Source organism: Gluconobacter sp. (assembly GCF_047722525.1).
Taxonomy (GTDB): domain Bacteria; phylum Pseudomonadota; class Alphaproteobacteria; order Acetobacterales; family Acetobacteraceae; genus Gluconobacter.
This window is the reverse complement of record NZ_JBDNYY010000006.1, coordinates 64,870-89,089: the sequence shown is the minus strand read 5'-3', so window position 1 is coordinate 89,089 and position 24,220 is coordinate 64,870. Positions and strand designations below refer to the sequence as shown.

17 protein-coding genes are annotated in these 24,220 nt (G+C 62.3%); 7 read left to right on the top strand and 10 right to left on the bottom strand.

The annotated features are described in order from the left end of the window. Window positions 1–51 precede the first annotated feature (51 nt). Complete coding sequence (locus ABF859_RS07515) at window positions 52–2,163, bottom strand: S9 family peptidase (protein WP_415527158.1); 2,112 nt, start codon at window positions 2,161–2,163, stop codon at window positions 52–54. Window positions 2,164–2,428: 265 nt separating this feature from the next. On the opposite strand from ABF859_RS07515, the gene ABF859_RS07510 reads away from it, so the two are divergent. Beyond that, on the top strand, window positions 2,429–2,941 hold the full coding sequence (locus ABF859_RS07510; RefSeq protein WP_415527157.1) for a DUF2501 domain-containing protein: 513 nt from the start codon (window positions 2,429–2,431) through the stop codon (window positions 2,939–2,941). Window positions 2,942–3,023: 82 nt separating this feature from the next. Here the strand turns inward: ABF859_RS07510 and mdoH are convergent, their stop codons facing one another. The 7 genes from mdoH to ABF859_RS07475 form a co-directional block, all read right to left on the bottom strand. Beyond that, window positions 3,024–5,210, bottom strand: coding sequence for a glucans biosynthesis glucosyltransferase MdoH (gene mdoH, locus ABF859_RS07505; RefSeq protein ID WP_415527156.1), 2,187 nt, complete (start codon window positions 5,208–5,210; stop codon window positions 3,024–3,026). Then, window positions 5,186–6,742: a glucan biosynthesis protein gene (locus ABF859_RS07500; RefSeq protein WP_415527155.1), complete on the bottom strand. Its 1,557-nt coding sequence runs from the start codon at window positions 6,740–6,742 to the stop codon at window positions 5,186–5,188. Before ABF859_RS07500 ends, mdoH begins: the two co-directional genes overlap by 25 nt. Before the next feature lie 162 nt (window positions 6,743–6,904). Next, window positions 6,905–7,555, bottom strand: coding sequence for a dethiobiotin synthase (gene bioD, locus ABF859_RS07495; RefSeq protein ID WP_415527154.1), 651 nt, complete (start codon window positions 7,553–7,555; stop codon window positions 6,905–6,907). Beyond that, complete coding sequence (locus tag ABF859_RS07490) at window positions 7,552–8,355, bottom strand: methyltransferase (RefSeq protein ID WP_415527153.1); 804 nt, start codon at window positions 8,353–8,355, stop codon at window positions 7,552–7,554. Before ABF859_RS07490 ends, bioD begins: the two co-directional genes overlap by 4 nt. Beyond that, window positions 8,342–8,968, bottom strand: coding sequence for an alpha/beta fold hydrolase (locus tag ABF859_RS07485; RefSeq protein ID WP_415527152.1), 627 nt, complete (start codon window positions 8,966–8,968; stop codon window positions 8,342–8,344). The genes ABF859_RS07490 and ABF859_RS07485 overlap by 14 nt, the downstream gene beginning before the upstream one ends. Beyond that, window positions 8,965–10,143, bottom strand: a complete 1,179-nt coding sequence (locus tag ABF859_RS07480) for an aminotransferase class I/II-fold pyridoxal phosphate-dependent enzyme (protein WP_415527151.1) — start codon at window positions 10,141–10,143, stop codon at window positions 8,965–8,967. Before ABF859_RS07480 ends, ABF859_RS07485 begins: the two co-directional genes overlap by 4 nt. Further along, window positions 10,140–11,420, bottom strand: coding sequence for an adenosylmethionine--8-amino-7-oxononanoate transaminase (locus ABF859_RS07475; protein ID WP_415527150.1), 1,281 nt, complete (start codon window positions 11,418–11,420; stop codon window positions 10,140–10,142). Before ABF859_RS07475 ends, ABF859_RS07480 begins: the two co-directional genes overlap by 4 nt. Before the next feature lie 252 nt (window positions 11,421–11,672). On the opposite strand from ABF859_RS07475, the gene ABF859_RS07470 reads away from it, so the two are divergent. Continuing rightward, window positions 11,673–11,879 (top strand): hypothetical protein, encoded by a 207-nt coding sequence (locus tag ABF859_RS07470; protein ID WP_415527149.1) that lies wholly within the window; start codon window positions 11,673–11,675, stop codon window positions 11,877–11,879. Between the two features lie 20 nt (window positions 11,880–11,899). On the opposite strand, the gene ABF859_RS07465 is transcribed toward ABF859_RS07470, so the two are convergent. Next, window positions 11,900–13,354, bottom strand: a complete 1,455-nt coding sequence (locus ABF859_RS07465) for a protein adenylyltransferase SelO (protein WP_415527148.1) — start codon at window positions 13,352–13,354, stop codon at window positions 11,900–11,902. A gap of 85 nt (window positions 13,355–13,439) precedes the next feature. Beyond that, window positions 13,440–14,357 carry a LysR substrate-binding domain-containing protein gene (locus tag ABF859_RS07460; RefSeq protein WP_415527147.1) on the bottom strand — a complete coding sequence of 306 codons (918 nt, stop codon included), beginning with the start codon at window positions 14,355–14,357 and terminating at the stop codon, window positions 13,440–13,442. A gap of 136 nt (window positions 14,358–14,493) precedes the next feature. Between ABF859_RS07460 and ABF859_RS07455 the strand changes: the two genes are divergently transcribed. From ABF859_RS07455 to ABF859_RS07435, 5 genes are all read left to right on the top strand, one after another. Further along, window positions 14,494–15,267: an SDR family oxidoreductase gene (locus tag ABF859_RS07455; RefSeq protein WP_415527146.1), complete on the top strand. Its 774-nt coding sequence runs from the start codon at window positions 14,494–14,496 to the stop codon at window positions 15,265–15,267. Window positions 15,268–15,698: 431 nt separating this feature from the next. Further along, entirely contained in the window at window positions 15,699–17,849 is a 2,151-nt protein-coding gene (locus tag ABF859_RS07450) for a peptidase domain-containing ABC transporter (RefSeq protein WP_415527280.1), read from the top strand. 2 nt (window positions 17,850–17,851) lie between these two features. Next, entirely contained in the window at window positions 17,852–19,312 is a 1,461-nt protein-coding gene (locus ABF859_RS07445; protein WP_415527145.1) for an HlyD family type I secretion periplasmic adaptor subunit, read from the top strand. 93 nt (window positions 19,313–19,405) lie between these two features. Further along, entirely contained in the window at window positions 19,406–21,178 is a 1,773-nt protein-coding gene (locus tag ABF859_RS07440; RefSeq protein ID WP_415527144.1) for a tetratricopeptide repeat protein, read from the top strand. Between the two features lie 5 nt (window positions 21,179–21,183). Further along, entirely contained in the window at window positions 21,184–24,147 is a 2,964-nt protein-coding gene (locus ABF859_RS07435) for a glycosyltransferase (protein WP_415527143.1), read from the top strand. The last annotated feature ends 73 nt before the right edge of the window (window positions 24,148–24,220 follow it).

The window sequence follows — 24,220 nt, the reverse complement described above, 5'->3', positions numbered from 1 at the left end:
TGAAGCTTTTTGGAAAAAGCTTCACCAAAAACTTTTAACCGTTGGTTCTTTTCAGACTTGGTCGATTGCCCAGATGGCGAAGGCCTGAACGAGGGCGACTTCTTCCAGTCTTTTGAAGCGGCCGGACGAGCCGCCGTGGCCGGCTTCCATGTTGATGCGACACAGGAATGGGCCGCCGGACGTGACTTCCCGCAGCTTCGCGATCCATTTTGCGGGCTCCCAGTACGTCACGCGCGGATCGGACAGGCCGCCCATCGCCAGAACTGGCGGGTACGCTTTGGGCGCGATGTTGTCGTAGGGCGAATAGCTGGCGATCAGGTCATAGGCGGCGGGGTCTTCCAGCGGATTACCCCATTCCGGCCATTCCGGCGGGGTCAGGGGCAGGGAGACGTCGGACATGGTGTTGAGCATGTCCACAAACGGCACCTGTGCGGCAATGCCCGCGAAAAGCTCCGGCGCTATGTTCGTGATCGCCCCCATCAGCAGACCGCCGGCCGAACCGCCTTGGGCGACGATGCGCCCCGCCGAGCCATAGCCTTCCGAGACGAGGTGTCGGGCGCAGGCGATGAAATCGATGAAGGTATTGGGCTTCTTCGTCCCGCGCCCGTCCAGAAACCAGTTCCAGCCCTTTTCGGACCCGCCGCGGACATGGGCGACGGCATGGATCCAGCCCCGGTCCACCAGACTGAACACGGTTGTGGAGAAATCGGCGTCCATGGCAATGCCGTAGGAGCCATATCCATACAGAAGCAGGGGGGCGGATCCGTCCAGAACCTGACCTTTTTGCATCAGGACCGTAATGGGCACCTGCACGCCATAGGGGGAGGTCGCAAACAGGCGCCGTGTTTCGTAGCGGCTCGCATCATGGCCCGACGGGACCTCGCGGATCTTGCGCAGAACGCGCTCGCCGCTTGCCATGTCGTAATCGTACCAGTGCGCCGGACTGGTCGGCGACTGGTAGATGTAGCGCAAGATCGGGGCGTCATATTCCAGCGTGCCCAGCATGGTCAGGTCATAGGCAGGTTCGTCCATGCCGATGGCTTTGGCCTGCGCGCGGATATCGCCTTGCGTGCCTTCGGGCACGACGAGGATATGGATATTTCCGTCCCGACGCTCGGCCCAAGCCAGATGCCCGCGCGAGGCGCTGGCCCCCAGAAGATAATGCCCTTCACGGTACGGCACGAACGGCGTCCAGTTCTCGCGGCCCGTGGCCGTGTCGGGCGTCTGCATGAACTGGAAGTCCACGGCGCCCCCCGCATTGGTCAGGATGATGAAGTGGTCGTTCCAGTGCGTCAGGGAATAGCGCTCGCCCCGCACCAGCGGGGCTGCCACGACGGGGAGAGCCGTCGGATCGGAGGCCGGGATGAGCAGCGTCTCGTTGGTATCATGGTCGCCGCGTTCGATGACGATCCATTTGCGGGAGGCGCTGACGCCAATGCTCAGGAAGAACCCCGGATCGGTCTCGTCAAAGACCAGAACATCCTCGCCCCCCGTCAGCGGACGGCGATAGATCTTCGATGGACGGCCATTGTCGTCCCGATAGATCCAGAACAGCCACTGGCTGTCGGGTGAAATTGCGAAACTGCCCGTCGTGCTGGGGACCGGTGCGGCGCAGAGTTCGCCCGTCTCCAGATCCTCGACCTGAATGCGGTAGACTTCGGAGCCCTGAATGTCCTCCGCATAGACGAAATAACGGTGATCGGGGGAGTGGTCGGTCTGTGAGAGTGCGTAATAGTCATGCTGCTTCGCCAGCGCATCGGCATCGAGCAGGACCTGCTCCGAGCCGCCATCGCGCGGACGGCGGACCCGCAGCGGATGCTGGGCGCCGTCCTCGAAGCGGACATAATAATCCCACGGGCCGTCCGGCACCGGCACCGAGGATTCTGAGGGCGGGATACGCCCGATCATTTCCTGAAGCAGCGTCTCCCGCAGGGGCTCCATGCCTGCCAGCATGGCTTCTGCATAGGCGTTCTCGGCCTTCAGATGCGTGGCAATATCTTCGCGCAGGACGGACGGATCGCGCAGGACCTGCTGCCAGTTCTCATCCTTCATCCAGGCATAGGAATCCGTCCGCGTGCGCTCAAGCTGCGTGATCGTCAGCGGTTCACGGCGGGCGACGGGAGGAACGGGGGCGGCGGAGAGGGCATCGGTGGTCTGTGACATGGGCGAACTGTGACCCAGAAACTGCCGCCGTTCAATCCATAGATGGTGGGGAACGGGGGCATATGACGGGCCTGTAAAACGCAAATACCCAAAAGTTCCCGCATGACGGCCATGAGCAGAAAGAGACCCTCTCAAGAAACCAGATCCGGCTTCACGTGTTACTGGAAGCAACGGAGCATCCTTCGAGATGTTCCAGACCGGGTGAGCTGTGTTTCTCCTTTCAGGGAGTGGAACGGCTTTCCCAGTGTATGGAAAGAAGAGTGCCATGATTTCGAATAAATATTTTGCTGTTCTTGCTGCTGCCGGCCTGACCATTTCCGGTTCCGCCTTCGCGCAGGGTGTGCCGCCGATCCCGCAGAGCAGCCCCGCCGCAACGGTCGTGCCCGGAACCCAGGCAACCCTGCCGTCGGCCAACCTCCAGGCCGTCTCCGGTGGCAAGAACATCCTGAGCGCTTCGTCGCCGGGCACGCTGGGTGCGGATGGCGTTCCGTCCATCGAAAATGCTCAGGCTGGCAATGTCGCCGGGCTGACCTATTACTGTACGCATCACAAGCTGGTTCTTGGCACGTCCCCGATCGTGGCGGCCCGGACCCTTGCCAAGCGTCCGGATATCCAGAACGACCAGTTCTATTCGCTGGGCGGCAAGGGCCTGCTCCAGACGGCTGGCGGGAACGTCTTTGACATCAGCACCCTTCCCAAGGACAAGCGCGTCATGACGTGTAACGACCTCGTCAAGAAGGCCCAGTCACTTGGGGATTCTGCCGTCGTCGGCCACTGAGGCGTTCTCGTCTCCTGAAAACGGAAAACGCCCCGGCTTTTACGGCCGGGGCGTTTTTTTATGCTCTGAGGGCCTGCGGGTTTCAGGCTTTCAGTTGCTCCATGAGCTGGATGCCTTCGGGATTGCCGAGCACAGCGGCCTTTTCCTGACGGGAAAGACGCTCCAGCGCCACCTGGAGGGATGGCGCTTCCCGCAGCTTGACCAGCCCGACCAGAAGATTGGCATCAATCGGACTGCCGGGCTTGCGGGGCGCGGGCAGCGCGCCTTCATGGGCGGCAAGTAACGTCTGGTCCTGACGCAGCGCAGCAAACGCTTCCTCCGGCGGGGCATTCGGAGCATGGGCTGCGCGTTCGCGGGCGGCATCATTGGCTTCAGCGAGTTGCAGGATGGGCGGCGGTGCGGTCTCTTCCTCGATCAGCAGCAGCCCGGCCCGACGCAGGCCCAGCCCGACATCCCGGCTCGCCGTCAGGGCGGCAAGGGGGATGGCGAGAACCAGTCCCAGCAGCACGGGCGTCATCCACAGGAACAGCGCCTGTGAGACCGACCAGGCCGCAACGGCCAGAAGCAGGCCGAACACCGTGTAGATCCAGTAGCCGTGCGCCACTTCCTTCAGCGAAACGCGCCCGTCCTCGCGGTTCTGGGCATTCCATCCGGAATCCCGTCCCATCAGGATCGAAATGACGCCTGAGGTCTGGATCAGCATGGCGATCGGGGCGATCAGCCCCCCGATCAGCGTTTCCAGAACGATGGAGACCGCCAGCCGGAAGATTCCACCCGATCCCCGCAGGGCTGCGCGGTCGAACAGCATGGCAATGAATGCGAGGGCCTTCGGCGCCAGCAGGATTCCCATCGTCCCGATGAAAACGAGCTTTGCCTGGACCGGATCGACCCGCGGCCAGTGGGGGTAAAGCGTGGGCTTCGAGCCGAAATATTCGGGATGATAGAAATGCGACTGAAGCGAAATCAGGATGCCGAACAGCAGGAACAGCAGCCAGAGCGGTGACATCACATAAGAGCCGATGCCCGTCAGCATGTGCACACGGCTGACCCAGTGCAGGCCCTTCGTGCCGAGGATCTTGCTGTGTTGCAGATTGCCCTGACACCAGCGACGGTCGCGGATGGCGACATCCGTCAGGGATGGGGGGCTTTCCTCGTAGGAGCCGAACAGGCCCGGTACCATGTGAATGGCCCAGCCACCACGGCGCATGAGCGCGGCTTCCACGAAGTCATGGCTCAGGATGTGACCACCGAACGGCGCGCGCCCCTTCAGATGCGGCAGACCGGCCTGTTCGGCGAAAGCCTGCGTGCGGATGACGGCGTTATGGCCCCAGTAATTGCCTTCCGAACCGTGCCACCAGGCGATGCCATGTGCGATCAGTGGTCCATAGACGCGGCCTGCGAACTGCTGCATCCGGGCAAAGAGCGTACGGCCGCCCACGATGACCGGCAGTGTTTGGATCAGGCCCACGCCGTCATGCTGCTCCATGGCGGCCGTGATGCGGACGATCAGGCTGCCGTCCATGACACTGTCGGCATCGAGTGTGAGCATCTGCTGATAGGATGAGCCGAACCGCGTCACCCAGTCGCCGAGATTGCCTGCCTTGCGGTCGACGTTCTTGTGACGGCGACGGTAAAAAACCCGCTTTTCGCCGTTCGTGGCCTTCCGGAACGCCAGAAAAGCCCGCTCCTCCTGCACCCAGACATCCGGATTGGTGGTGTCGGACAGGATGAAGAAATCGAAGGCGTCGATCTGGCCTGTCGCGAGGATGCTGTCGTGAATGGCGCGCAGACCGGCGAGAACCCGGGTCGGGTCCTCGTTATAGGTCGGCATCAGGACGGCTGTCCGGCTTTTCAGCTCGGGGAGCGGTCCGGTGCGGTGAATGCCAAGTCCCAGCCCGCCCCGCCGGATCAGCGACACGAAGCCGCCAAGACAGGATGTGAAAGAAAGCGCGATCCAGAAGGCGAGGATGGCGAACAGGATCAGGATGATGACCCCGAGCGCCGAAACGCCCATCGAGTTGAAGACCTGATTGATCCTGTAGATGCCATATCCCGTCAGGAGCACCGCGCCGCCAAAGACGAACAGGCGACGCAGCCACAGGAAAGGAGGCGTGGTCGGCAGGGTACGAAACGGTCTGCCATGACGGTCGGGCTGCTGATGAAGGTTCTGTGGCTTCATCGTCAGCGGCGCCTCGGGAGGCAGGAACGGAGCGGCGGCCGGATCAGCGGATGGGGAAAACTCGGTCACGGCGTCCAACGATACATCCATTTTTCTGAAACCGGCCCCTGATCGCCGGCAAGCTGGGCCTGAAGTTCACACATTTTCGCATCGCCGGGCACGAATTCGAAGGTCGTGCGCCAGCCCTGGATTTCGGGGTTCGGCTCGACCACCACATTGCGGATCGTGCCGGGCGAGGCCTGCGAGATCAGGTGGAAGTTCGCGCCCTGCGGTACGTTCTGGAAAGGGGCACCCGTAAAGTCGATCACGAAGAACCGTGCCTCGGGATGGTCCGTCACACCCCCGATCCGTGTTGCAGCGACACGGGCGAGCTGCGTGGGCCAGGGCGTGTCCCAGCCCCAGTACATCCGGTAGATGTAACTGTATTCCTGGCCGCCCTTCATGGGCTGCTTCGGTCGCCAGAAGGAGACGATGTTGTCGTTCACTTCGTTGGGCGTCGGGATTTCCACAAGGTCAACGGCGCCGTCGCCCCAGTTGCCGATGGGTTCGATCCACAGCGAAGGACGCTTCTGGTAGTTGAGCGCCAGATCTTCGTAATCGTGGAAAGACCTCTTGCGCTGCATCAGCCCGAAACCGTGGGGGCTGCTGTCCGCGAAGGCCGAGAACTGGAGGTCGGTCGGATTGATGAGCGGGCGATAGAGCTGCTGTCCCGCGCCCGTCCAGACCTGAAGCGCCTCGCTGTCATGGGCGGCCGGTCGCCAGTCATCGACGTGATTGTGTTCGTTGGCATCGAAGTAGAACATGCCGGTCAGCGGTGCGATCCCGGATTCCGTGATGTCCTGACGCGGGAAAAGCGAGGACTGCACGTCAAAGACGGTCGTATCGCCGGGGCGGATGGTGAAGCGGAAAGCGCCGGTCAGGGACGGGCTGTCGAGCAGCGCGTGAATGACGATGGATTCCACCCCGGGTTCCGGTTTTTCCAGCCAGAACTCGCGGAAAAGCGCGAATTCCTCGCCCTTGGGATTGCCGGTACCATTCGCGAACGCCCGGGCGGACAGACCATAGTTCTGTCCCTTGGCCACCGCCCGGAAGTAGGAGGCCCCGAGAAAGACTGCGCATTCCTCCATCACGCCGGGCGTGTTGATGGCATAGAGCAGGCGCAGGCCGGAAAAGCCGAGATCGTCCGTAACGCGCAGGACAGGGTTGGAATAGGTGAAGACATCCGGGTCATAGGGAATGGGCGTGGACTGCCCGCCCGTGACCTCGTTCATGCCGATCCGGGGCTTGTACAGGAAGCCGCGCGGGAAGAACTCCACGTCGAAGGCCAGGTTCTGGCCATGCCACAGAGCCTTGTCGGGATTGAAGGTAATGCTGCGGAACTGGTCGAAATCCATGTTCGCAATAGCATTGGGCAGCGACGGCGATGGCGGAGAATAGGGCTTCTTCGACAGGCGCTGCGCCAGGATCCGGACCGTCCCGTCATCAAAGGGCGTTGACTGGGGTGGGGAGGCCGCAGGGGGTGTGGAGGCGGCTGTGGACTGGGCATGGGCCATACGGGAGGCTGTTCCTAGAAGGGTCAGTCCGGCCCCAAGCTTGACCAGATCACGGCGCAGGATACTCATACTCTTCCCAATATCCCAGTTTCTGTGGGTATCTTCGAAACGAAGTCCGATCTTCCAGCGATACGCCGGAAGCCTTTCGTTGCGAAGAGCCCTTCTATGATGAGGATGCCATTTCACAAGGGCCGACGCGGCCTTTTTATGGCATGCGCTCTGAATGACACATTATTGTGAAATCTGTTGCTGCAAGACATCAAGTAACGGAATGTTTCCTGCAAATTCGGATACAACCGTTTCCGTTACGACTTCAAGCGGCGGAATCCTGAACAGGATGCGCGTTCTGCCAAAGCGCGCAATGTCCTGTTCATTGCCCGGATTGGGAGGGCCGACGGGGACGACACCCAGAACCGGAATGCCGCGCCGACGCAGGGCTTCCAGGCTGAGCAGCGTATGGTTGATGGTGCCCAGCCCGCTTCGCGTCACCAGTACGACCGGCAGGCCGAGGCCTTCTATCAGGTCCACGATCATCATGTCCTCACGCACCGGCACCATGAGGCCGCCCGCGCCTTCGACCACGAGCGACTGCTGAACCTGCGGCAGAACGAGGCGCCCTGGATTGACGGTCACGTTCTCCAGATCCCCCGCCGCCAGAGGTGCGAGGGGCGCCTGGAACGCATAGGCGGGGGGGATGACCCGCAAAGGGGCAAGACCAGCGAGATCCCGTACTGTCGGGGTATCGCCATCCTCATCGGCCAGGCCCGTCTGAAGCGGTTTCCAGTAAGTGGCGTTCCAGGCGCGGCACAGGATGGCGCTGACCAGTGTCTTGCCGATCCCCGTATCCGTTCCCGTGACAAACACTCCGCGCTGAGACGTCATGGCGCAGTTCCTTTTCCGGATTTCACAAAAATTCCGATCCCCACCTGATAGGTCACGCTGCAAGCTGTGCGGTCAAAATGCCGCATCGCCCGCCGCATCGCCGCCGCGCTGGCAGGTGTGCTGTCCCTGCGGGGAAGCGAGGCCCCGATCTCCCGCAGCCCGCGCAGAAATGCTCTCGCTCCATCCACCGGATCAGGCAGCGACAGAACCTCCCATGTGCCCACGCCACCCTCTGGCCAGTCTGCCTCGACCGCAGTGACCGAAGGGTAATCCGGCACACCGCAAGGGGCCTTCTCGACTGTGCAGGCCTGTCTCCATTCCTCCAGACTGCCCTGCAGAAGCGTTGTCACCATCAGCCGTCCGCCCGGTGCCAGCAGATCGCACAGGCGTCGCAGCCCGGACCGGCGGTCGGAAAACCACTGAAGACACAGGCTGGAGGCAATGAGGTCGAAGGGTTGTGCAACGTCCGGGTGTTCTCCGTCCATGACCTGAAACTGCACGGATTGTTCCGAAAGACGGTGCCGTGCCCGTTCGATCATGCCGGGAGCCAGATCGGTCGCCAGAAGATGCGCCTGCGGAAACTGTACGGCGAGCGCCTGTGTCAGGAACCCGGTCCCGCAGCCGAATTCCAGAATGGAGCCGGGGGGCTGTCCCGCCGTGGCTGTGGCGATACGCGCCATCAGGGCCGTGGCGCAGCGGCGCTGGATATGGGCAGCGGCGTCATAGCCTTCTGCGGCATCAAACCGCGCGGCAATCCTGTTCCGGCGCTGGATGTCTTCGGAGGCGTTAGCTCGGGTCATTGAGCCTCCTTCGGACAAAATCTGCGCAAAGTTCAGGATGGGTAAGCGGCAGCAGATGGCCCCCCGCAACCCGCTCGCCCGGCGTTGCGAACCCCGCCTTTGCCGAGCCGAACGGATCGTCCGCGCCCGTCATCCAGTGCAGCCTGTTTCCCCAGGTCGCAGCCTGTGGCCGATGGTCCAGATGCTGAAGCGCCTCCAGCCCCCTGTCCAAATTCTCTATGTCAGGAACGCCGGGTAGTGCGTCGTCTGTCCCGCAGAGGGCACGGAAATCCTTTAGAACGGCGTCCGGATCACGTTTCAGGCGCGCGCGCATCCGCATCAGAACCCGCTCGGGGGTGCCGTCCGGGAAGTCAGGCGTCGCGGTGAAGCGCGGGAAGCCGTTGAAGAACACCAGCCCCTCACATCCCGGCAGATCCTGTCCCAGCAGCGCCAGCGATCCTGCCGAATGTCCGACAGCCAGATAGGGCGCGTCAGGCAGGGCAGGACGATGTTCCGCGCCGAAATACCCGCAGTCTACGACCTGTGCGGTCACATCCGGAAGATGCGCCAGCATCGGCGCCCAAAAGGACGCGTCAAACCCCCAGCCATGCACAAAATAAAGCGCCCGTGTCATGCGACGTCTCCCGCCAGAGCGATGACGGCCTGCCCCAGACGGTCGATTTCCGCATCGCTCAGCCCGGCATGCAGCGCCAGACGCAGGCGCGCGGTTCCGGTGGGGACGGTGGGCGGCCGGATGGCTACGGTCAGGAACCCGGCGTCTTCCAGCCCGGAGGCCACGGCCATGGCGCGTTCGGATTCCCCGATCAGGACAGGGACGATCTGTGTCGTGGAGTCTGCCGTGGACAGCCCGGCCCCATGCAGCATGGTCCGAAGCCGTTCCGCCTGTTCGAGGAGCAGGGCGCGCTCCTCATTCAGATCCGGCACGACATCCAGTGCTGCGTCGATTGCGCCCAGAACCGCAGGGGGCAGGGCCGTGCTGTAGATGAAGCCCGACGCATGGTTCACCAGATAGTCGCAGAGCGGTTTCGAGCCCGCGACATAGGCGCCCATCCCGCCCAGCGCCTTGCTGCATGTTCCCATCGTCAGATCGGCCATCCCGCAGGACAGTCCGCGACCTTTCGGCCCCAGAACGCCGGTCGCATGGGCCTCGTCCACATACAGGAACGCGCCTGCCCGGTCGGCCAAGGCCCGCAGCGCTGGAACGTCCGCCCGGTCGCCGTCCATGGAGAACACGCTCTCCGTCACGATCATCCGCAGGCCCGGTTTTTCGGCCTCGCGGGCCAGCAGGGTTTCCAGATGGGACAGGTCATTATGCCGGAAGCGGATCTGCCGCACGCCTGCCGCCGCGCAGCCATGATGCAGGCTGGCATGGTTCAGACGGTCCGAGAATACCAGCATCGGCGCGCCCGTCCGCGCGACTGACAGTGCACACAAAGCGGGCATGACAGACGCATTGGCCTGCCAGCCCGAGGCGAACAGGATCGCGTCCTCACAGCCTTTGAAGGCCGCCATTTTCGTCTCGACCTGCCGGTGCAGATCCAGCGTTCCGCTGACCAGCCGGGAGGCGCGCGCGCCTGTCCCGAAGCGCAGCGCCCAGTCTGCCGCGCGTTCACGCAGTAGCGGATGATCCGCCAGCCCCAGATAGTCGTTGGACGACACATCCAGCATCCGCCGCCCGTCGCGGACGATCATGCCACCTTCCCGGACGACGGAGCGCAGGCTCCGGCGCGTTCCGGAAGCTTCGCGTTCGGTCAGGATGGCCGTGAAATGGGGATCGAACAGACTCATGCGCCCTCCCGCAGAACGTCTACGATGGTCGTCGTCAGGCGCCTGAGGTCTTCGGGCGTGATCGTGAAGGCAGGCGTCAGATAGACGATGTTGCGGAAGGGCCGGATCCAGACCCCGCGCTCCACGAAGGCGCGGCGCAGTGCATCCGGATTGTCCAGCGTTTCAAGCTCCACCACGCCGATCGCGCCGAGGACGCGCACATCCTTTACGCCGGGCAGCGTGCGGCAGGGCTCCAGTTCCTGCGCAAGCTGGGCAGAGATCGCCGCGACCTGCTCCAGTCTCGGCTCGGATTCGAACAGGTCCAGCGAGGCGTTGGCGACCGCGCAGGCCAGTGGATTGGCCATGAAGGTCGGCCCGTGCATCAGGGCCTGTCCGGCGCTGTCGGACAGAAATGCCTCGAAGACGCCTCGCCGAGCCACCGTGGCCGCCAGCGCCATGGTCCCGCCGGTCAGGGCTTTCGACAGCGCCACGATATCCGGGACGATCCCGGCCTGTTCACAGGCAAACATCGTCCCGGTGCGTCCGAAACCGGTAAAGATCTCGTCGAGGATCAGCAGGATTCCATGACGGTCGCACAATTCGCGCAGGCGCCGCAGGACGTCCGGGGCATGGAACAGCATGCCGCCCGCGCCCTGAACCAGAGGCTCCGTGACCATGGCCGCGATGCTGTCGCCGCGTTCCGCCAGCAGAGCCTCAAGCCGTGCCATGCTGTCCGCGTCCACAGGCAGATCGGCGAGGACCTGCTCGGGCAGCACGCCGGCGAACAGGCTGTGCATGCCTTCCTCGGGGTCGCAGATGGACATCATGCCCAGTGTGTCCCCGTGATAGCCGCCGCGGAAAGACAGGATCTTCGTCCGGCCTTCTGTGCCCCGGTTGATGTGGTACTGCACGGCCATCTTGATCGCGACTTCCATCGCGACCGATCCGGAATCGGTGAAGAACACGCGTTCCAGATCTCCCGGCAGCATCGCCGCCAGCCGCGCGGCCAGACGGATGGCGGGTTCATGCACCATGCCGCCGAACATCACATGCGGCATCCGCTCCGCCTGCCGGATCAAGGCTTCATGAATATGCGGATGGCTGTAGCCATGACAGGCCGTCCACCAGGCGGCCACCCCGTCCACAAGCTCGCGGCCGTCCGCAAGCGTGATCCGGCTGCCGGATGTGCTTACGGCTTCCACGGGGAAGGGGGCGGTCTGCATCTGGGTATAGGGCAGCCACAGATTCGGCAGATCAGCGGCGGTCAGATGAGAGGCAGAAGGAGCGTTGCGAGACATGGCTTGCGTTTTCCCGCATGGTTCGGAGGGAGTCCATCCCCCGGCCGCCCATGGCGCCGCAGGGAAGGGACAGGATCGTTCCGCAGACGTCACGCCGTATCATGAAAAGGTCACGTTTTGTCAGGCAACGATGTGGCATCACCCTCGTTAGTGGAGCGTTCCGCGACATGGATGTCCTGATGAAGGGCGCAGTACGGAGCGTGTAAAACATCTGTGCTCCCGACGCGGGAGTCCTGACGGGGTTGAAGACCAATGCTGAGTTCCAAGGTCATTCATGTCGATGGCGTCTTTCTGGGCGCGGCCATCATGAGTGAAAGCCTGAACACCCTGCGTTTCTATGCCACACATGAAAGTGTGCGCACGCTGCACAATGCCTGCATGACCGATTTCGGGGCGCTTTATGCCCAGGTCAGAAGCCTGTTCAACCGCAGCCGCCTTCTGACGCCACGGCTCGCCTGAATTTTCCGGTCCGTGGTCCATCAGGTGCCGCAGAACGTGTTCATGACCCTTTCATCCGGAGCGGGCGGAGCGTCCAGCCCGTCCTGTGCATCCGCAAACGGGTGCGACAGCGCCTCGACCAGACGGTGGAACGGCGCGTAATCGCCTGCTAGGGCTGACTGGATCATTTCCTCGATCCGGTGATTGCGGGGGATGAGGCGCGGATTGGTCGCCTGCATCTCGGCGTGACAGGCTTGGACCGACCGTTCTTCCCGATCCAGCCGCGCCCGCCAGTCCCCGAGCCAGTCTTCAATGCCGGAACCGGCCCCGAACAGCGACACCAGATCTTCTGTTTCCCCGGTGCGGACGCCTTCCCCCAGACGCCGGAATGTCAGCGTAAAATCTGCCTCCCCCCGATGCATCGCTGCCAGCAGACGCCCTGCCAGCCTGGCATCCCCGTTCTCTTCCAGCGCCAGCCCCATCTTGCGTCGCCAGCCGCCAAGATAGGTTTCGTTGAACACGCCATCAAACCGCATCAGCGCCCCCCGGGCCTGTTCGATGGCCCGCTCGCGGTCACTGTCGAGCAGGGGCAGAAGCGTCTCGGCCAGCCGCCCGAGGTTCCACAGCGCCATGTCCGGCTGGTTTCCATAGGCATAGCGACCGTTCTGGTCGATGAAGCTGAAGACCTTCGCCGGGTCGTAGGCGTCCAGAAAGGCGCAGGGCCCGAAATCAATGGTTTCGCCCGCGATGGACATGTTGTCCGTGTTCATCACTCCATGAATGAACCCGACCAGCATCCAGCGCGCCACCAGATCGGCCTGCCGGGCCGTCACGGCTTCCAGCAGGGCCAGATACGGGTTTTCAGCTTCCGTCAGTTCCGGATACAGACGCCCGATGATGTGATCCGCGAGAATACGGACGCCTTCGACATCATCCTGCGCCGCAAAATACTGGAACGTCCCGACCCGCACATGGCTGGCCGCGACCCGGACGATGATCCCGCCGGGCTGGAGCGTCTCGCGAACAACGCTTTCGCCCGTCGTCAGGGCGGCAAGGGCGCGCGTGGTCGGAATCCCGAGAGCGTTCATGGCCTCGCTGACCACATATTCCCGCAGGACCGGGCCCAGAGCCGCCCGTCCGTCGCCGCGCCGGGAAAACGGCGTCGGTCCGGACCCCTTGAGATGAATGTCCCGCAGCCGACCGGTCCGATCCGTTACTTCTCCGGCCAGCATGGCCCGTCCGTCCCCCAGACTGGGGACGAAATGCCCGAACTGATGTCCCGCATAGGCCATCGCCACGGGGGGGGCTCCGTCGGGTCGGGTACCCCGGCTCAGAAGCGCGATCCCGGCCGGACTGCGCAGCCAGTCCGGATCCAGACCCAGTTCGTGCGCCAGGGGCTCATTCAGCGCCACAATCTGCGGGTTGCGGAGCGGGGCGGGAGCGAGGGGGGCGGAAAAACGCTCGGGCAGGGCCGCGTAGATGCGGGAGAACGGCATCAGGGATCCAATCAGGACTGACAGAGTCTGTCTTTAAATGGGCCAGAGACCGGAAAAAGGGAAGGGGACCGGACCCTTCCGGGGTTCAGGCTGCGGCCTCGTCGGGAAAGCAGTGGGTGTTCAGAAGCCCTGCAAGCCACTCCGTAAACACTTCCAGCCTGCGGGAGAGATGCTTCCTGTGAGGATACAGCAATGTCATCGGCAGAGGTCCGGGCCGCCATTGCGGCAGGACGTCCACGAGTTCGCCGCGGTGAATGTGGGGAAGCACATCATAAGCCGGAAGCTGTGCCAGCCCCAGTCCCGCCAGACAGCAGGCGACGGCGCCTTCCGCGCTGTTGACGGTCACCCGTCCGCGCAGGGGCATGCTTTCCTCCCGTCCGTCTTTCTCCCATTCCCACTCCTCGATCCGCCCGGTGGATGGAGACGCGTACAGAACGGCCTGATGGTCCGGCAGATCCTCAGGCGTGCGGGGCGTTCCATATCGCGCCAGATAGGCAGGACTTGCGACATTGAAGACCGGTAGCATGCCGAGCTTTCGCCCGATCAGGCTGGAATCCCGCAACGGCCCCACCCGCAGGACGCAGTCTGTCCCGTCTTCGGCCAGATTGACGCTGCGATCCGTCATCCCGAGTTCGATATCCAGTCCTGGATAGCGGTCCAGAAACGCCGGAAGCGCGGGGGCCACGATCAGCCGGCCGATCCGCCCCGGAAGATTGACCTTCACATGACCGCGCGTCTCGGTGCTGTGGAGTCGGAACTGGTTTTCGGCCTCCTCGAAATCGGCCAGCAGGCGAAGGGCGTTCTGATGGAACCGGCGACCATCTTCCGTGGGCCGCACGGATCGTGTCGTCCGGCTCAGCAGTCGGGTTCCAAGCCGGTTTTCCAGTTCCTGCACGGCGGTGGAGACCGTGGAGCGCGGCATCTGGAGCGTATCGGCGGCATGGGTGAAACTTCCGCTCTCCGCCACCCGTATGAAGATGCGGAGCAGGTCAATCCGATCCATTGGTCCTCCGGAACCGGGAAACCCTGCCTGTCTGTTCGGGTTCCCTGACAGATGATGTCAGAACTTCGGTCTTTTTGCAGATTTTCTGACAAATCATAATCCTGATCATCATCCATCCGCGCAAGGAGGCCGTATCATGGCCGATCACAGCATCAAGGGAAAAACCGCTCTCATCACGGGGGGCGCCAAGAATCTCGGCGGGCTGATCGCCCGCGATCTTGCCGCACAGGGCGCGGCCGCCATCGCCATCCATTACAACAGTGCTGCCACGAAGGCCGATGCCGAGGCGACGGTCGCCGCGCTGAACACACAGGGCGTCAAAGCCCAGGCGTTTCAGGCCGATCTGACAACGGCCGCGGCCAACGCCAAGCTGTTTGAGGATGTCGTCGCGGCCATCGGAAAGCCGGACATCGCCATCAATACGGCGGGCAAGGTGCTCAAGAAGCCGATCCTCGAAACGTCCGAGGAAGAGTACGACGAGATGTTCGCCATCAACGCGAAGGCTGCCTATTTCTTCATCAAGGAAGCCGGTCGTCATCTGAATGATAACGGCAAGCTCCTGACCATCGTGACGTCCCTGCTCGGCGCCTACACGCCGTTCTATTCAACCTATGCCGGCTCGAAAGCTGCTGTCGAACATGTGACGCGCGCAGCGTCCAAGGAGTTTGGCGCGCGCGGGATCTCCGTCAACGCGATCGGGCCGGGTCCGATGGACACGCCGTTCTTCTATGGTCAGGAAGCACCGGAAGCCGTGGCCTATCACAAGACCGCAGCAGCCCTGTCCTCCCTGAGCCGCACGGGGCTAACCGATATTGAAGACATCGTGCCGATCGTCCGCTGCCTGGTCTCGGATGGCTGGTGGATGACCGGTCAGACCATCCTCGTCAACGGTGGCTATACGACAAAGTAATGGTTCCCCGGGGCTCCGGCGGAACGTCAGCGGTTCGAAAAAGCCGGGATCCGGGGTGTTGAAAACGGCAAATACGAAAACTCCGGCTGAGGAATAACAGGACACGGGAGAGGATTTTTCTGATCATATCCCATGTTTTCAATAAAACGCGCTTCTGGCCGGCTCTTTATGCTTGAGGCTGTTAATGAGTTTTTGATCTCCCTGGACTATGCTGACGTCAGGTATTTTTCAGTTCCAGCCTGCAGGGGTGGTGACGGAAAAGAGAGTCTTCTCTATTCATGAGAAAATGAACTGGCGTTCCTGCCTTTGGTGCCGCCCTTTGGTCCGCCTTGGCGCGACAACAGCATAGAGGACATTTCGTGGAGCATACCCAGAGCTTGTCAGGCCCGGACGGAAGAGTCAGTCCGACCGTCATCCGCCTTTATGCTGTCCTGGCCGCAGCCCGTTATCACGGACTGGAACTGGATATCCGCGATTTTGCGGCGGAACCAGGTGAAGACTCACCGTCTCCCGCCACTCTTGCAAGATGGCTGAACGAGCAGGGCGCTGTTGCCAAGGGGATGCGCCTTCGGTGGCGTTATCTGGTCAAGATCCGCAATGCCCCGCCTGTTGTGCTGATGTTCAAGGACGGCTCCGCCGGTCTGATGGTGCGCGCCGATGCCGAAAAGGGCGTGGTGTGGCTGCGTGACCCGATGGGCGGTGAGGGTGATGCCCCTGTCCCGGTGGATGAACTGCGTCTCATGCAGGTCTGGACCGGGGATGTCCTGCTGGTCAAACGCCGTCGCGACGAATCCGAAGCAGATGCGAAGTTCGACCTGCTCTGGTTCGCGAAGATGGTGCTCCGCGAAAAGAAGGTGATGCGTGACATCGCCTTTGCATCACTGATTCTCAGTATTCTGCAGATCTTCCCCGCGCTGATCGTCATGCAGGTTGTTGATCGGGTGGTGAATTACCACTCCATGGCAACGCTGATCTCGCTGAGCGGCTTTGTCATCATCCTGGCTTTCTATGAAATCCTGCTGACCTATGCCCGGCGGGAACTCTCCCTGATCCTGTCCACCCGGCTGGATGCCCGGATTTCGCTGCATGCCTTCAACAGGCTGCTGGCCCTTCCGCTCGAGTTCTATGAGCGTGAGCAGACGGGTGAGATCCTGGGGCGGTTCATGGCTGTCTTCAAGGTCCGCGACTTCCTGACCGGGCAGTTGATGAGCACCTTGCTGGATCTTTTCACGCTTGTCGTGATTCTTCCCGTACTGTTCATCATGAGCGCAACGCTTGCATGGATGACGCTGGCTGCCGCCGGATGTATCGGACTGATCGTGGTGCTGTTCCTGCCCCCGGTCACGCGTGTCATCGGCAAGCAGGTGCTCGCGGAAATGAAGCGCGGGTCCATTCTTTACGAGACGGTCGCCGGTATCCGGACGGTCAAGACGCTGGCTCTTGAATCCACGCGGCGGGAAATATGGGATGACCGGACGGCGGAGGTGGTGCGCTGGAAACTGGCTGCCGGGCGCATGGCCAGCTGGCCACAGACCCTGGTCATGCCTTTCGAAATCTTCATCAACCGGGGCATTATCCTGGTTGGTGCCTATCTGATCCTGACCAACGCCAGTTCCATGCAGTCCGGTGCTCTCATGGGCTTCATGATGCTGGGTGGACGTGTGGCCAGTCCGCTTGTCAACCTCGCCAAGCTGATGGAAGCCTTTAACGAGGTCAGTGTCTCCCTGAGCGAGGCAGGTGCGGTCCTCAATCAGCCGACCGAAACCAAGGCCCTGACAACCGGGATGCGTCCTGTCGTCAAGGGAGCGCTTTCGTTCAACCATGTTGACTTCTGTTATCCCGGCTCGACGACCAAGGCCCTCAATGACGTCACGTTCGATATTCCGGCGGGAACGATGCTGGGTCTCGTGGGACGCTCGGGGTCCGGCAAATCGACGATCACCCGCCTTCTGCAGGGTGTGAGCCGTAATTATACGGGGTATCTGCGTCTTGATGGGGTGGATCTGCGCGAAATCAATCTGACTCATCTGCGCCGTTCCTTTGGCGTGGTTCTGCAGGACAACTTCCTGTTTCGCGGAACGATCCGGGAGAACATCACGGCCGGTCGTCCCGGGCTGACGATCGACGATGCCATCCGGGCCGCACGACTGGCCGGCGCGGAAGAGTTCATTGAACGCATGCCCGCCGGTTACGATACCTGGATTGAAGAAGGTTCGACCAACATTTCGGGCGGACAGCGGCAGCGGCTCGCGATCGCACGTGCCGTCATCAGTGACCCGAAGCTGATGATCCTGGACGAGGCGACATCGGCTCTGGATCCGGAATCCGAAGCACTCGTGAATGCCAATCTGCAGCGGATCGGCAAGGGCAGGACGATGGTGATCGTATCTCACCGTCTGTCGTCTCTTGTGAACTGTCATCAGATCGCGGTCATGGATCAGGGCAAGCTTGTTGATATCGCTCCCCACAAAGTCCTGCTGGAGCGGTGTGAAATCTATCGCATGCTCTGGCTGCAGCAGAACCGGCATATGACAGACAACGATGCTCCCGGTTCCGCCGGGCAACTGACGGAAGGAGAATAATCATGAGCTCTTCCGACATGATCCCAAAGGATGATCGGGCACCCAATCAGTCCGATGAGGATTTCAACCAGCACGTTCCCCGTACGGCCACGGATCCTTTCGCGCCCAATGACATGCCTTTGGCGCTGCTTGAGTTCCACTCGCCAACGGCAGGGCTGGTCAATCTTCCGGCCACACCGGCGGCCCGCTATATCATCCTGCTGATCGGGGGCCTGTTTCTGGCCTGTCTGGCGGCCATGGCGCTGTTCCCGATCAACCGCGTTGTCTCGACCCCGGGCAGACTGATTTCAACGCAGCCGACCATCGTCGTCCAGCCGCTTGAAACGTCCATTATCCGCTCCATCGACGTCCATGTGGGTGATTTCGTCAAGAAGGGTGATGTTCTCGCCCATCTCGACCCGACCATTACCGAAGCCGACATCACGAACATGCGCCTGCAGCGTGATGCCTATCAGGCGGAATACGACCGTCTGAAGGCCGAGGCCGCGGGGCAGGACTATCATGTCAACCTGAACGAGCCGGCGTCAGTGGAACAGGGGGCTGCATTCCTGCGCCGCAAAAACGAATATCAGGCGCATGTCGAGAACTATGCCCAGCAGATCGCCAGCCTTGAGAGCGATATCCAGGGCTACAGGGCCAATGCCGCCATGTATGGCAGCAAGATGCGCGTGGCGTCCGAGGTTCTCCAGATGCGTCAGCGGGAACAGGCCGATCAGGTCGGTTCCCGTCTTTCCACCCTTGGCGCCCAGACCGAACTGATGGAAGCCGAACGGGCCGAGATCTCCGCCCAGCAGAGCGCCAATTCCGCAGAGAAGAAACTGGCTGCCATGAAGGCCGAACGCGACGGCTATATCGGCAACTGGCAGGCCAAGATCTATTCGGACCTGACGGAAGCCGGGCATCATCTGGCGGAATATCGCAGCTCTTTTGAAAAGGCGCGTCTCCGTCAGGATCTTGTCCTGCTGCGGGCACCGGAAGACGGCATCGTCCTGACCATCGCACAGGGCTCTGTCGGCTCTGTCCTGCAGTCCGCGGGGCAGTTCATCACACTTGTTCCCACAGGTTATGGTCTTGAAATGGAAGCCGTCCTGCGTTCGCAGGATGTGGGTTTCGTTCAGGTCGGCGACCATGCGCTCCTGAAATTTGCCACCTTCCCCTACGATCAGTATGGCGGCGCGGAAGCGACGGTTCGTGTCATCAGTGCGGACGCTTTCACACCTTCCTCACAGAATGCGGGGGGTGGTGCCAATGGGAACACTCCGTCTGAGGATGCCAGCGCTTCAGGTGTCTATCGTGTCCGCCTGCGGATCGACCGCTACACGCTTCACGGTCAGCCTTCCTTCTTCCATCCGATGCCCGGCATGTCCCTGACGGCTGATATCGATGTGGGGAAACGGACGGTGCTGCAGTATCTGTTCAACAAGATTACGCCGGCGCTCACGAATGGTATGAGGGAGCCATAATAAAAATACGGAGCGTCCATCGAAGCGCTCAAAGGAACGCCCGGCAAAGTCCGGGCGTTTCCATATGACAGTTATTCAGGACCTGTGCCGCTCATGTCGCTCAAACGTCGTATTGGTGCCCTTTTTTCTTCGAGGGGAAAGCTTGAATATGCGATCCACCTTACGGAAACCGGCCAGGCTGTTCAGGGATTTGCCCTTCTCAGTCGTCTTGCCGCCGCAGGAGACGCAGAAGCATCGTTCCGGGTGGGGCGCGCCTATCTGGATGGACTGGGCGTTCCACCCAGCCTTGAGGATGGCGCCCGGTGGATCTACCTGGCGGCCCAGAAGGGACATATCGAAGCCGCTTTCGTTCTGGCAACGCTTTACACGGTAGGACTGCCGGAAGGGTTTGAGATCCAGACGTCCAGTGAGGGGCTGGATCTTTCACATACCCCTCAGTCAGGGCCAAGACATCCGGATTTCCATCTGGGGCTTCGCTGGGCCAGGATAGCGGCGGAGGCCGGTTCTCCGGATGCGCAGGCTCTTCTGGGATATATCCTGACAAACGGACCTGAAGACCTGCGGGATCTGCCACAGGCCCGGTCCTGGTACGACCGTTCCGCTGCAGCCGGATGTTCGCAGGGTCATCTCGGGGTGGCGCTTTCCATCCTTGAGAATGCAACCACGGGTGAGGAACTGTCTTCCGCGGCCCGGCATCTGCAGGAAGCGACGAAAGGTGGTCTCGGGACCGCTTTCGACATTCTTGGCCGCATGTATGAGTCGGGCTCGGGCGTGCCGCGGGATCTCGGCAAGGCCGCCAGTTATTTCCATGAGGCGGCGGAGCGCAACATTGTCACGGCTCAGGCCAAATACGGGTTGATGCTTCTGGAAGGGATCGGGACGACCCGACATTACGGCCGTGCGGAAACCTGGCTGAAGCGGGCCGCGATGAATGGGGAGACCCAGTCCGCTGCCCTGCTGGGAGATCTGTGTGCCAATGGCGGGGAACTGCCCCCCAATCTCATGGAAGCCGCCAAATGGTATCGGCTCGCGGCAGAACAGAAGCATGCCGGTGCCGCACGGGCTCTGGGTCTGCTCTATCTGACGGGCAATGGCGTTCATCAGGATCCCGATGTTGCGGCGCACTGGTTCAGGGTTGCTTCCGAAGCGGGTGATGCTCATGCGGATGCAGACTTCGGGAACCTGATTCTCGCAGGGGCTGCGGCGACCCCCGATGAAAAACAGGCGCTTCATGCCCGTTTCGAAAAAGCCGCCGAAAAGGGTGATCTGGTCGGGGCCTATAATCTTGGTGTCTGTTTTGCCGAAGGTGTGACCGGCGTCCAGGACGGCCGTGAAGCCGCCCGCTGGATGCAGAAGGCCGCTGATGGGGTCGTCAACGCCCAGTACTGGTATGGCAGGATGCTGCTTGAGGGGCGTGGCGTGCAGCCCGATCCCACACAGGCCCTTTACTGGATGGAAAAGGCTGCGGATGCGGGCATGGCCGAGGCACAGGTTACTGTGGCAGGTCTGCTGGTGGACGGGAGCATCAACGGACGCCGGGATCATGAAAAAGCCCTGGCCCTGTATCGGAATGCCGCGGAAAGTGGAAACGTGGATGCCATGTTCTCGCTGGCGGCAATGTATGGCGGCGGGCATGACGTGCCCGAGAACCGTCCGCAGGCCCAGTTGTGGTTTCGCAAGGCCGCCCAGCGCGGGAACGGCCTCGCCCAGATGATGCTGGGCCGCTATCTCGTACGCGGACTGGCGGGCGTGACGGACCCGGTGGAAGGCCGTATCTGGCTGGAGCGGGCGAAGGCCCAGAATATCAAGGACGCTGAAGTCGAGCTCGCCATGCTGGACGAGGCGCAGCCGGACGATGATGACTGATCACCGTGTCTGCTGATCGCCCTTCTCCGGACCGGACCACATCCCGTGCGGCTTTCGCGGGTTTTGGCCGGATCGTCAGCGAAGACGATCGTGCCCGCTGGCGGGACGCAATGAGCCGCAGGGCCCAGGAGGCGTTTGCCCGAGGGCAGGCCGCCATTCAGAATGGCAATACACCGCTTGGCCTGTTCTGGCTGGAGCGCGCCGAGAGGATGTCGCGGCACAATCCCAACCTGAAATGGTCAGTCGGACTGGCCTGTCTGTCTGCCGGCCGGCTCATGGACTGTCTGGTTCGCATGGAGGATCTGCGACAGGATTTCGGACTGCGGGAAGCTGCTTTTCTGGAGGTCATCTGTCTTGTGCGGCTGCAGCGCATGGAAGAGGCCACCAGCCGGATGCAGGCGGCTCTCTCGCGATTCCATGCAACGCCGGAGACCCATCCTCTGGCGGAGCAGGTCGCCGTTTCCGCCGGGCTTCCGGGCTGGCTGACGGCGTCCAATGCGGGCACGGTCCTCATCGGGACCTCCCGGCCGGTCCGTCTGTTTCTGGATGGGGAAGAGATTGCGCAGGGCATAACGGGCGGGGTGCATGACCTGCCGGAAGGCTGGCGCTTGGCCAGACGGCTGGAGGTCCGTGCGGGGCGGAGGCACCTTCTGGGAAGTCCGTTGGATATCGCCGCCCTGACCCGGTGCGAGTCCTTTGTTGAAGCAGCGGCCGACGGTCTGAGAGGCTGGATCTGGACGCCTGCCGAGCCCGAACATATTCCCCTGATCACCCTGTGGGACGGTTCCACGCTGCGTGTCGAAGCCTTCGCCCAGAATGTGGACAGCGACATCCCCCTGGCCCGTAACCGTGTGTTTCACGTTCCGCTCACCCGGTCCCCGGAGGGCGACACGGGGCCGGTCGAACTGCGGGACGCGAACGGACGGCTTCTGACGGGTGCTCCGGTTGACCCTCTGGTCGGCAAGCTGGTGTCCGGACGCTTACGGAGCCTGCCGCCACGGTTGCGGCCCGTGAGGGTCAGGGTCGGGAAGATGCGCCCGCGCCAGTCCCGCAGAAGCCCCGGCTGTGCCGTTGTCATTCCGGTTTATGCCGATCGCGCCCGGACAATGGCCTGTCTGCGGACCGTACTCGGGACGTGCCCGGTCGATGTGCCGGTGATCGTGGTAGATGACGCGACCCCCGAACCTCTTCTCGCCCGCGCGCTCGATCAACTGGCGGAGGACGGGCGGATCACCCTGATCCGCCATGACCGGAACCGCGGGTTTCCCGTCTCCGCCAATGACGGCATGCGCGCGGCGGAAGGGCGGGATATCCTGCTGCTCAACAGTGACACGCTTGTCCCCGCAGGCTGGGTGGAGCGGTTGCGGGCAAGACTGGCCCATACGGATACCGGCACGGTTACGCCGTTTTCCAACGATGCGACGATCCTGTCCTATCCGTCCACAGAGCGTCCCAATCCGGTCCCCTCGCTTGCGGACATGCGCGCGCTGGACCGGCTGTGTCATGACAGTTTCAGATCACGGGATGCAGGTGTCTGCGAAGAGATCGATCTGCCGACCGCCCATGGGTTCTGCATGGCGATTTCCGCCGACTGTCTGGCAGAGGTCGGGCTGTTTCGCGAAGACCTGTTCGCCCAGGGCTATGGCGAGGAAAATGATTTCTGTCTCCGGGCGTCGGCCAGAGGCTTCCGTCATCTGGCCGCGCCGGAGCTTTTTGTCGCCCATGTCGGGTCCGCGTCGTTCGGGACGGCCCGCAAATCCTTGGGCGTGCGGAATCTGGAAATCCTCAATGCCCTGCACCCCGGCTACGACACCCTGGTGCAGCGTTTCATCGCGGCCGATCCTCTGCAGGAAACACGGCGCAGGCTGGATGCCGCAGGCCTGCTCCGTCTGGCTGCAGGCAGACCTGCCATCCTGATGGTGCAGCATGATGCCGGTGGCGGGGTTGGACGGGTCGTGCGTGAACGATCGGAAGCCTTCGAGTCTGACGGGGTTCTCGCTCTCGCGCTCCGCCCGCATGAGAGCGGATGTCTGCTCGAACATGTCCTGAATGGAAAACGTTTTCCCAACCTGAAGTTCCGCCTCCCTGATGAACTGCCGTCCCTTCTGGAACTGCTCAGGGCTTTGCGTGTCGAAACGGTTGAATGGCACCATCTGATCGGACATGCGCCCTGCATCCGCACCCTGCATGACGCGCTCGGCGTGCCCTATGACGTGTTCATCCACGATCATGTCTGGTTCTGCCCCCGGATCTCGCTCTGTGACGGGGAGGGGCGTTACTGTGGGGAGCCCGACCCGGCGGGGTGTGAACTCTGTGTCGCGCGCTGGGGCGGCTATCTCGGGGAAGACCTTTCGGTGCCCGGACTTCTGGTCCGCTCTGTTCGGGAACTGTCCGGTGCGCGCAGGCTCATGGCCCCTTCCGATGATACGGTACGGCGGATCCGGCGACATTTTCCGGGCCTGGCGATCGAAGCCGTTCCGCTGGAAGATGATGCCGCCCTGTGGCGCGCGATCCGGCGGGATCGTCGTGCCGCGCCGGGCCAGCCGCTCCGGGTCTGCGTCGTGGGCGGGATCAGCCAGTGGAAGGGTTATGACGTCCTGCTGGCGCTGGCGACCGAAATCCAGGCTCATCGCCTGCCGGTCGAGCTGTCACTGGTCGGGCATACGCATGACGACGATGCCCTGATCTCACTGGGTGTCCGGGTCACGGGTGAATACCGCGAAGAAGAAGTGCAGGACCTGATCCGGCAACAGCAGCCGGATGTGGGGCTGATTCCTTCCGTCGCTCCCGAGACCTGGTGTTACGCCCTGGGCCAGATCTGGCGCAGCGGTCTGGAGGCCGTCTGTTTTGATCTGGGCGCACAGGGTGAACGGGTCAGGAGAAGCATGACCGGTCTGGCCGTGCCGCTGGGGCTTCCGCCTGTCCAGCTTGCCATGCTTCTGCTGCGGCGATGGGGGGCGGCCCGATGAGGGGTGATTTACCTTTTTTATCGAAACAGGCCACTATAATGCTGAAACAGAAGCCGGTATTTGTAGAAGGCCG

Coding starts and splice junctions, on each gene's coding strand:
- ABF859_RS07515 (WP_415527158.1), bottom strand. CDS start 2,163: ATGTCACAGACCACCGATGCCCTCTCCGCCGCCCCCGTTCCTCCCGTC.
- ABF859_RS07510 (WP_415527157.1), top strand. CDS start 2,429: ATGATTTCGAATAAATATTTTGCTGTTCTTGCTGCTGCCGGCCTGACC.
- mdoH (WP_415527156.1), bottom strand. CDS start 5,210: ATGGATGTATCGTTGGACGCCGTGACCGAGTTTTCCCCATCCGCTGAT.
- ABF859_RS07500 (WP_415527155.1), bottom strand. CDS start 6,742: ATGAGTATCCTGCGCCGTGATCTGGTCAAGCTTGGGGCCGGACTGACC.
- bioD (WP_415527154.1), bottom strand. CDS start 7,555: ATGACGTCTCAGCGCGGAGTGTTTGTCACGGGAACGGATACGGGGATC.
- ABF859_RS07490 (WP_415527153.1), bottom strand. CDS start 8,355: ATGACCCGAGCTAACGCCTCCGAAGACATCCAGCGCCGGAACAGGATT.
- ABF859_RS07485 (WP_415527152.1), bottom strand. CDS start 8,968: ATGACACGGGCGCTTTATTTTGTGCATGGCTGGGGGTTTGACGCGTCC.
- ABF859_RS07480 (WP_415527151.1), bottom strand. CDS start 10,143: ATGAGTCTGTTCGATCCCCATTTCACGGCCATCCTGACCGAACGCGAA.
- ABF859_RS07475 (WP_415527150.1), bottom strand. CDS start 11,420: ATGTCTCGCAACGCTCCTTCTGCCTCTCATCTGACCGCCGCTGATCTG.
- ABF859_RS07470 (WP_415527149.1), top strand. CDS start 11,673: ATGCTGAGTTCCAAGGTCATTCATGTCGATGGCGTCTTTCTGGGCGCG.
- ABF859_RS07465 (WP_415527148.1), bottom strand. CDS start 13,354: ATGCCGTTCTCCCGCATCTACGCGGCCCTGCCCGAGCGTTTTTCCGCC.
- ABF859_RS07460 (WP_415527147.1), bottom strand. CDS start 14,357: ATGGATCGGATTGACCTGCTCCGCATCTTCATACGGGTGGCGGAGAGC.
- ABF859_RS07455 (WP_415527146.1), top strand. CDS start 14,494: ATGGCCGATCACAGCATCAAGGGAAAAACCGCTCTCATCACGGGGGGC.
- ABF859_RS07445 (WP_415527145.1), top strand. CDS start 17,852: ATGAGCTCTTCCGACATGATCCCAAAGGATGATCGGGCACCCAATCAG.
- ABF859_RS07440 (WP_415527144.1), top strand. CDS start 19,406: ATGTCGCTCAAACGTCGTATTGGTGCCCTTTTTTCTTCGAGGGGAAAG.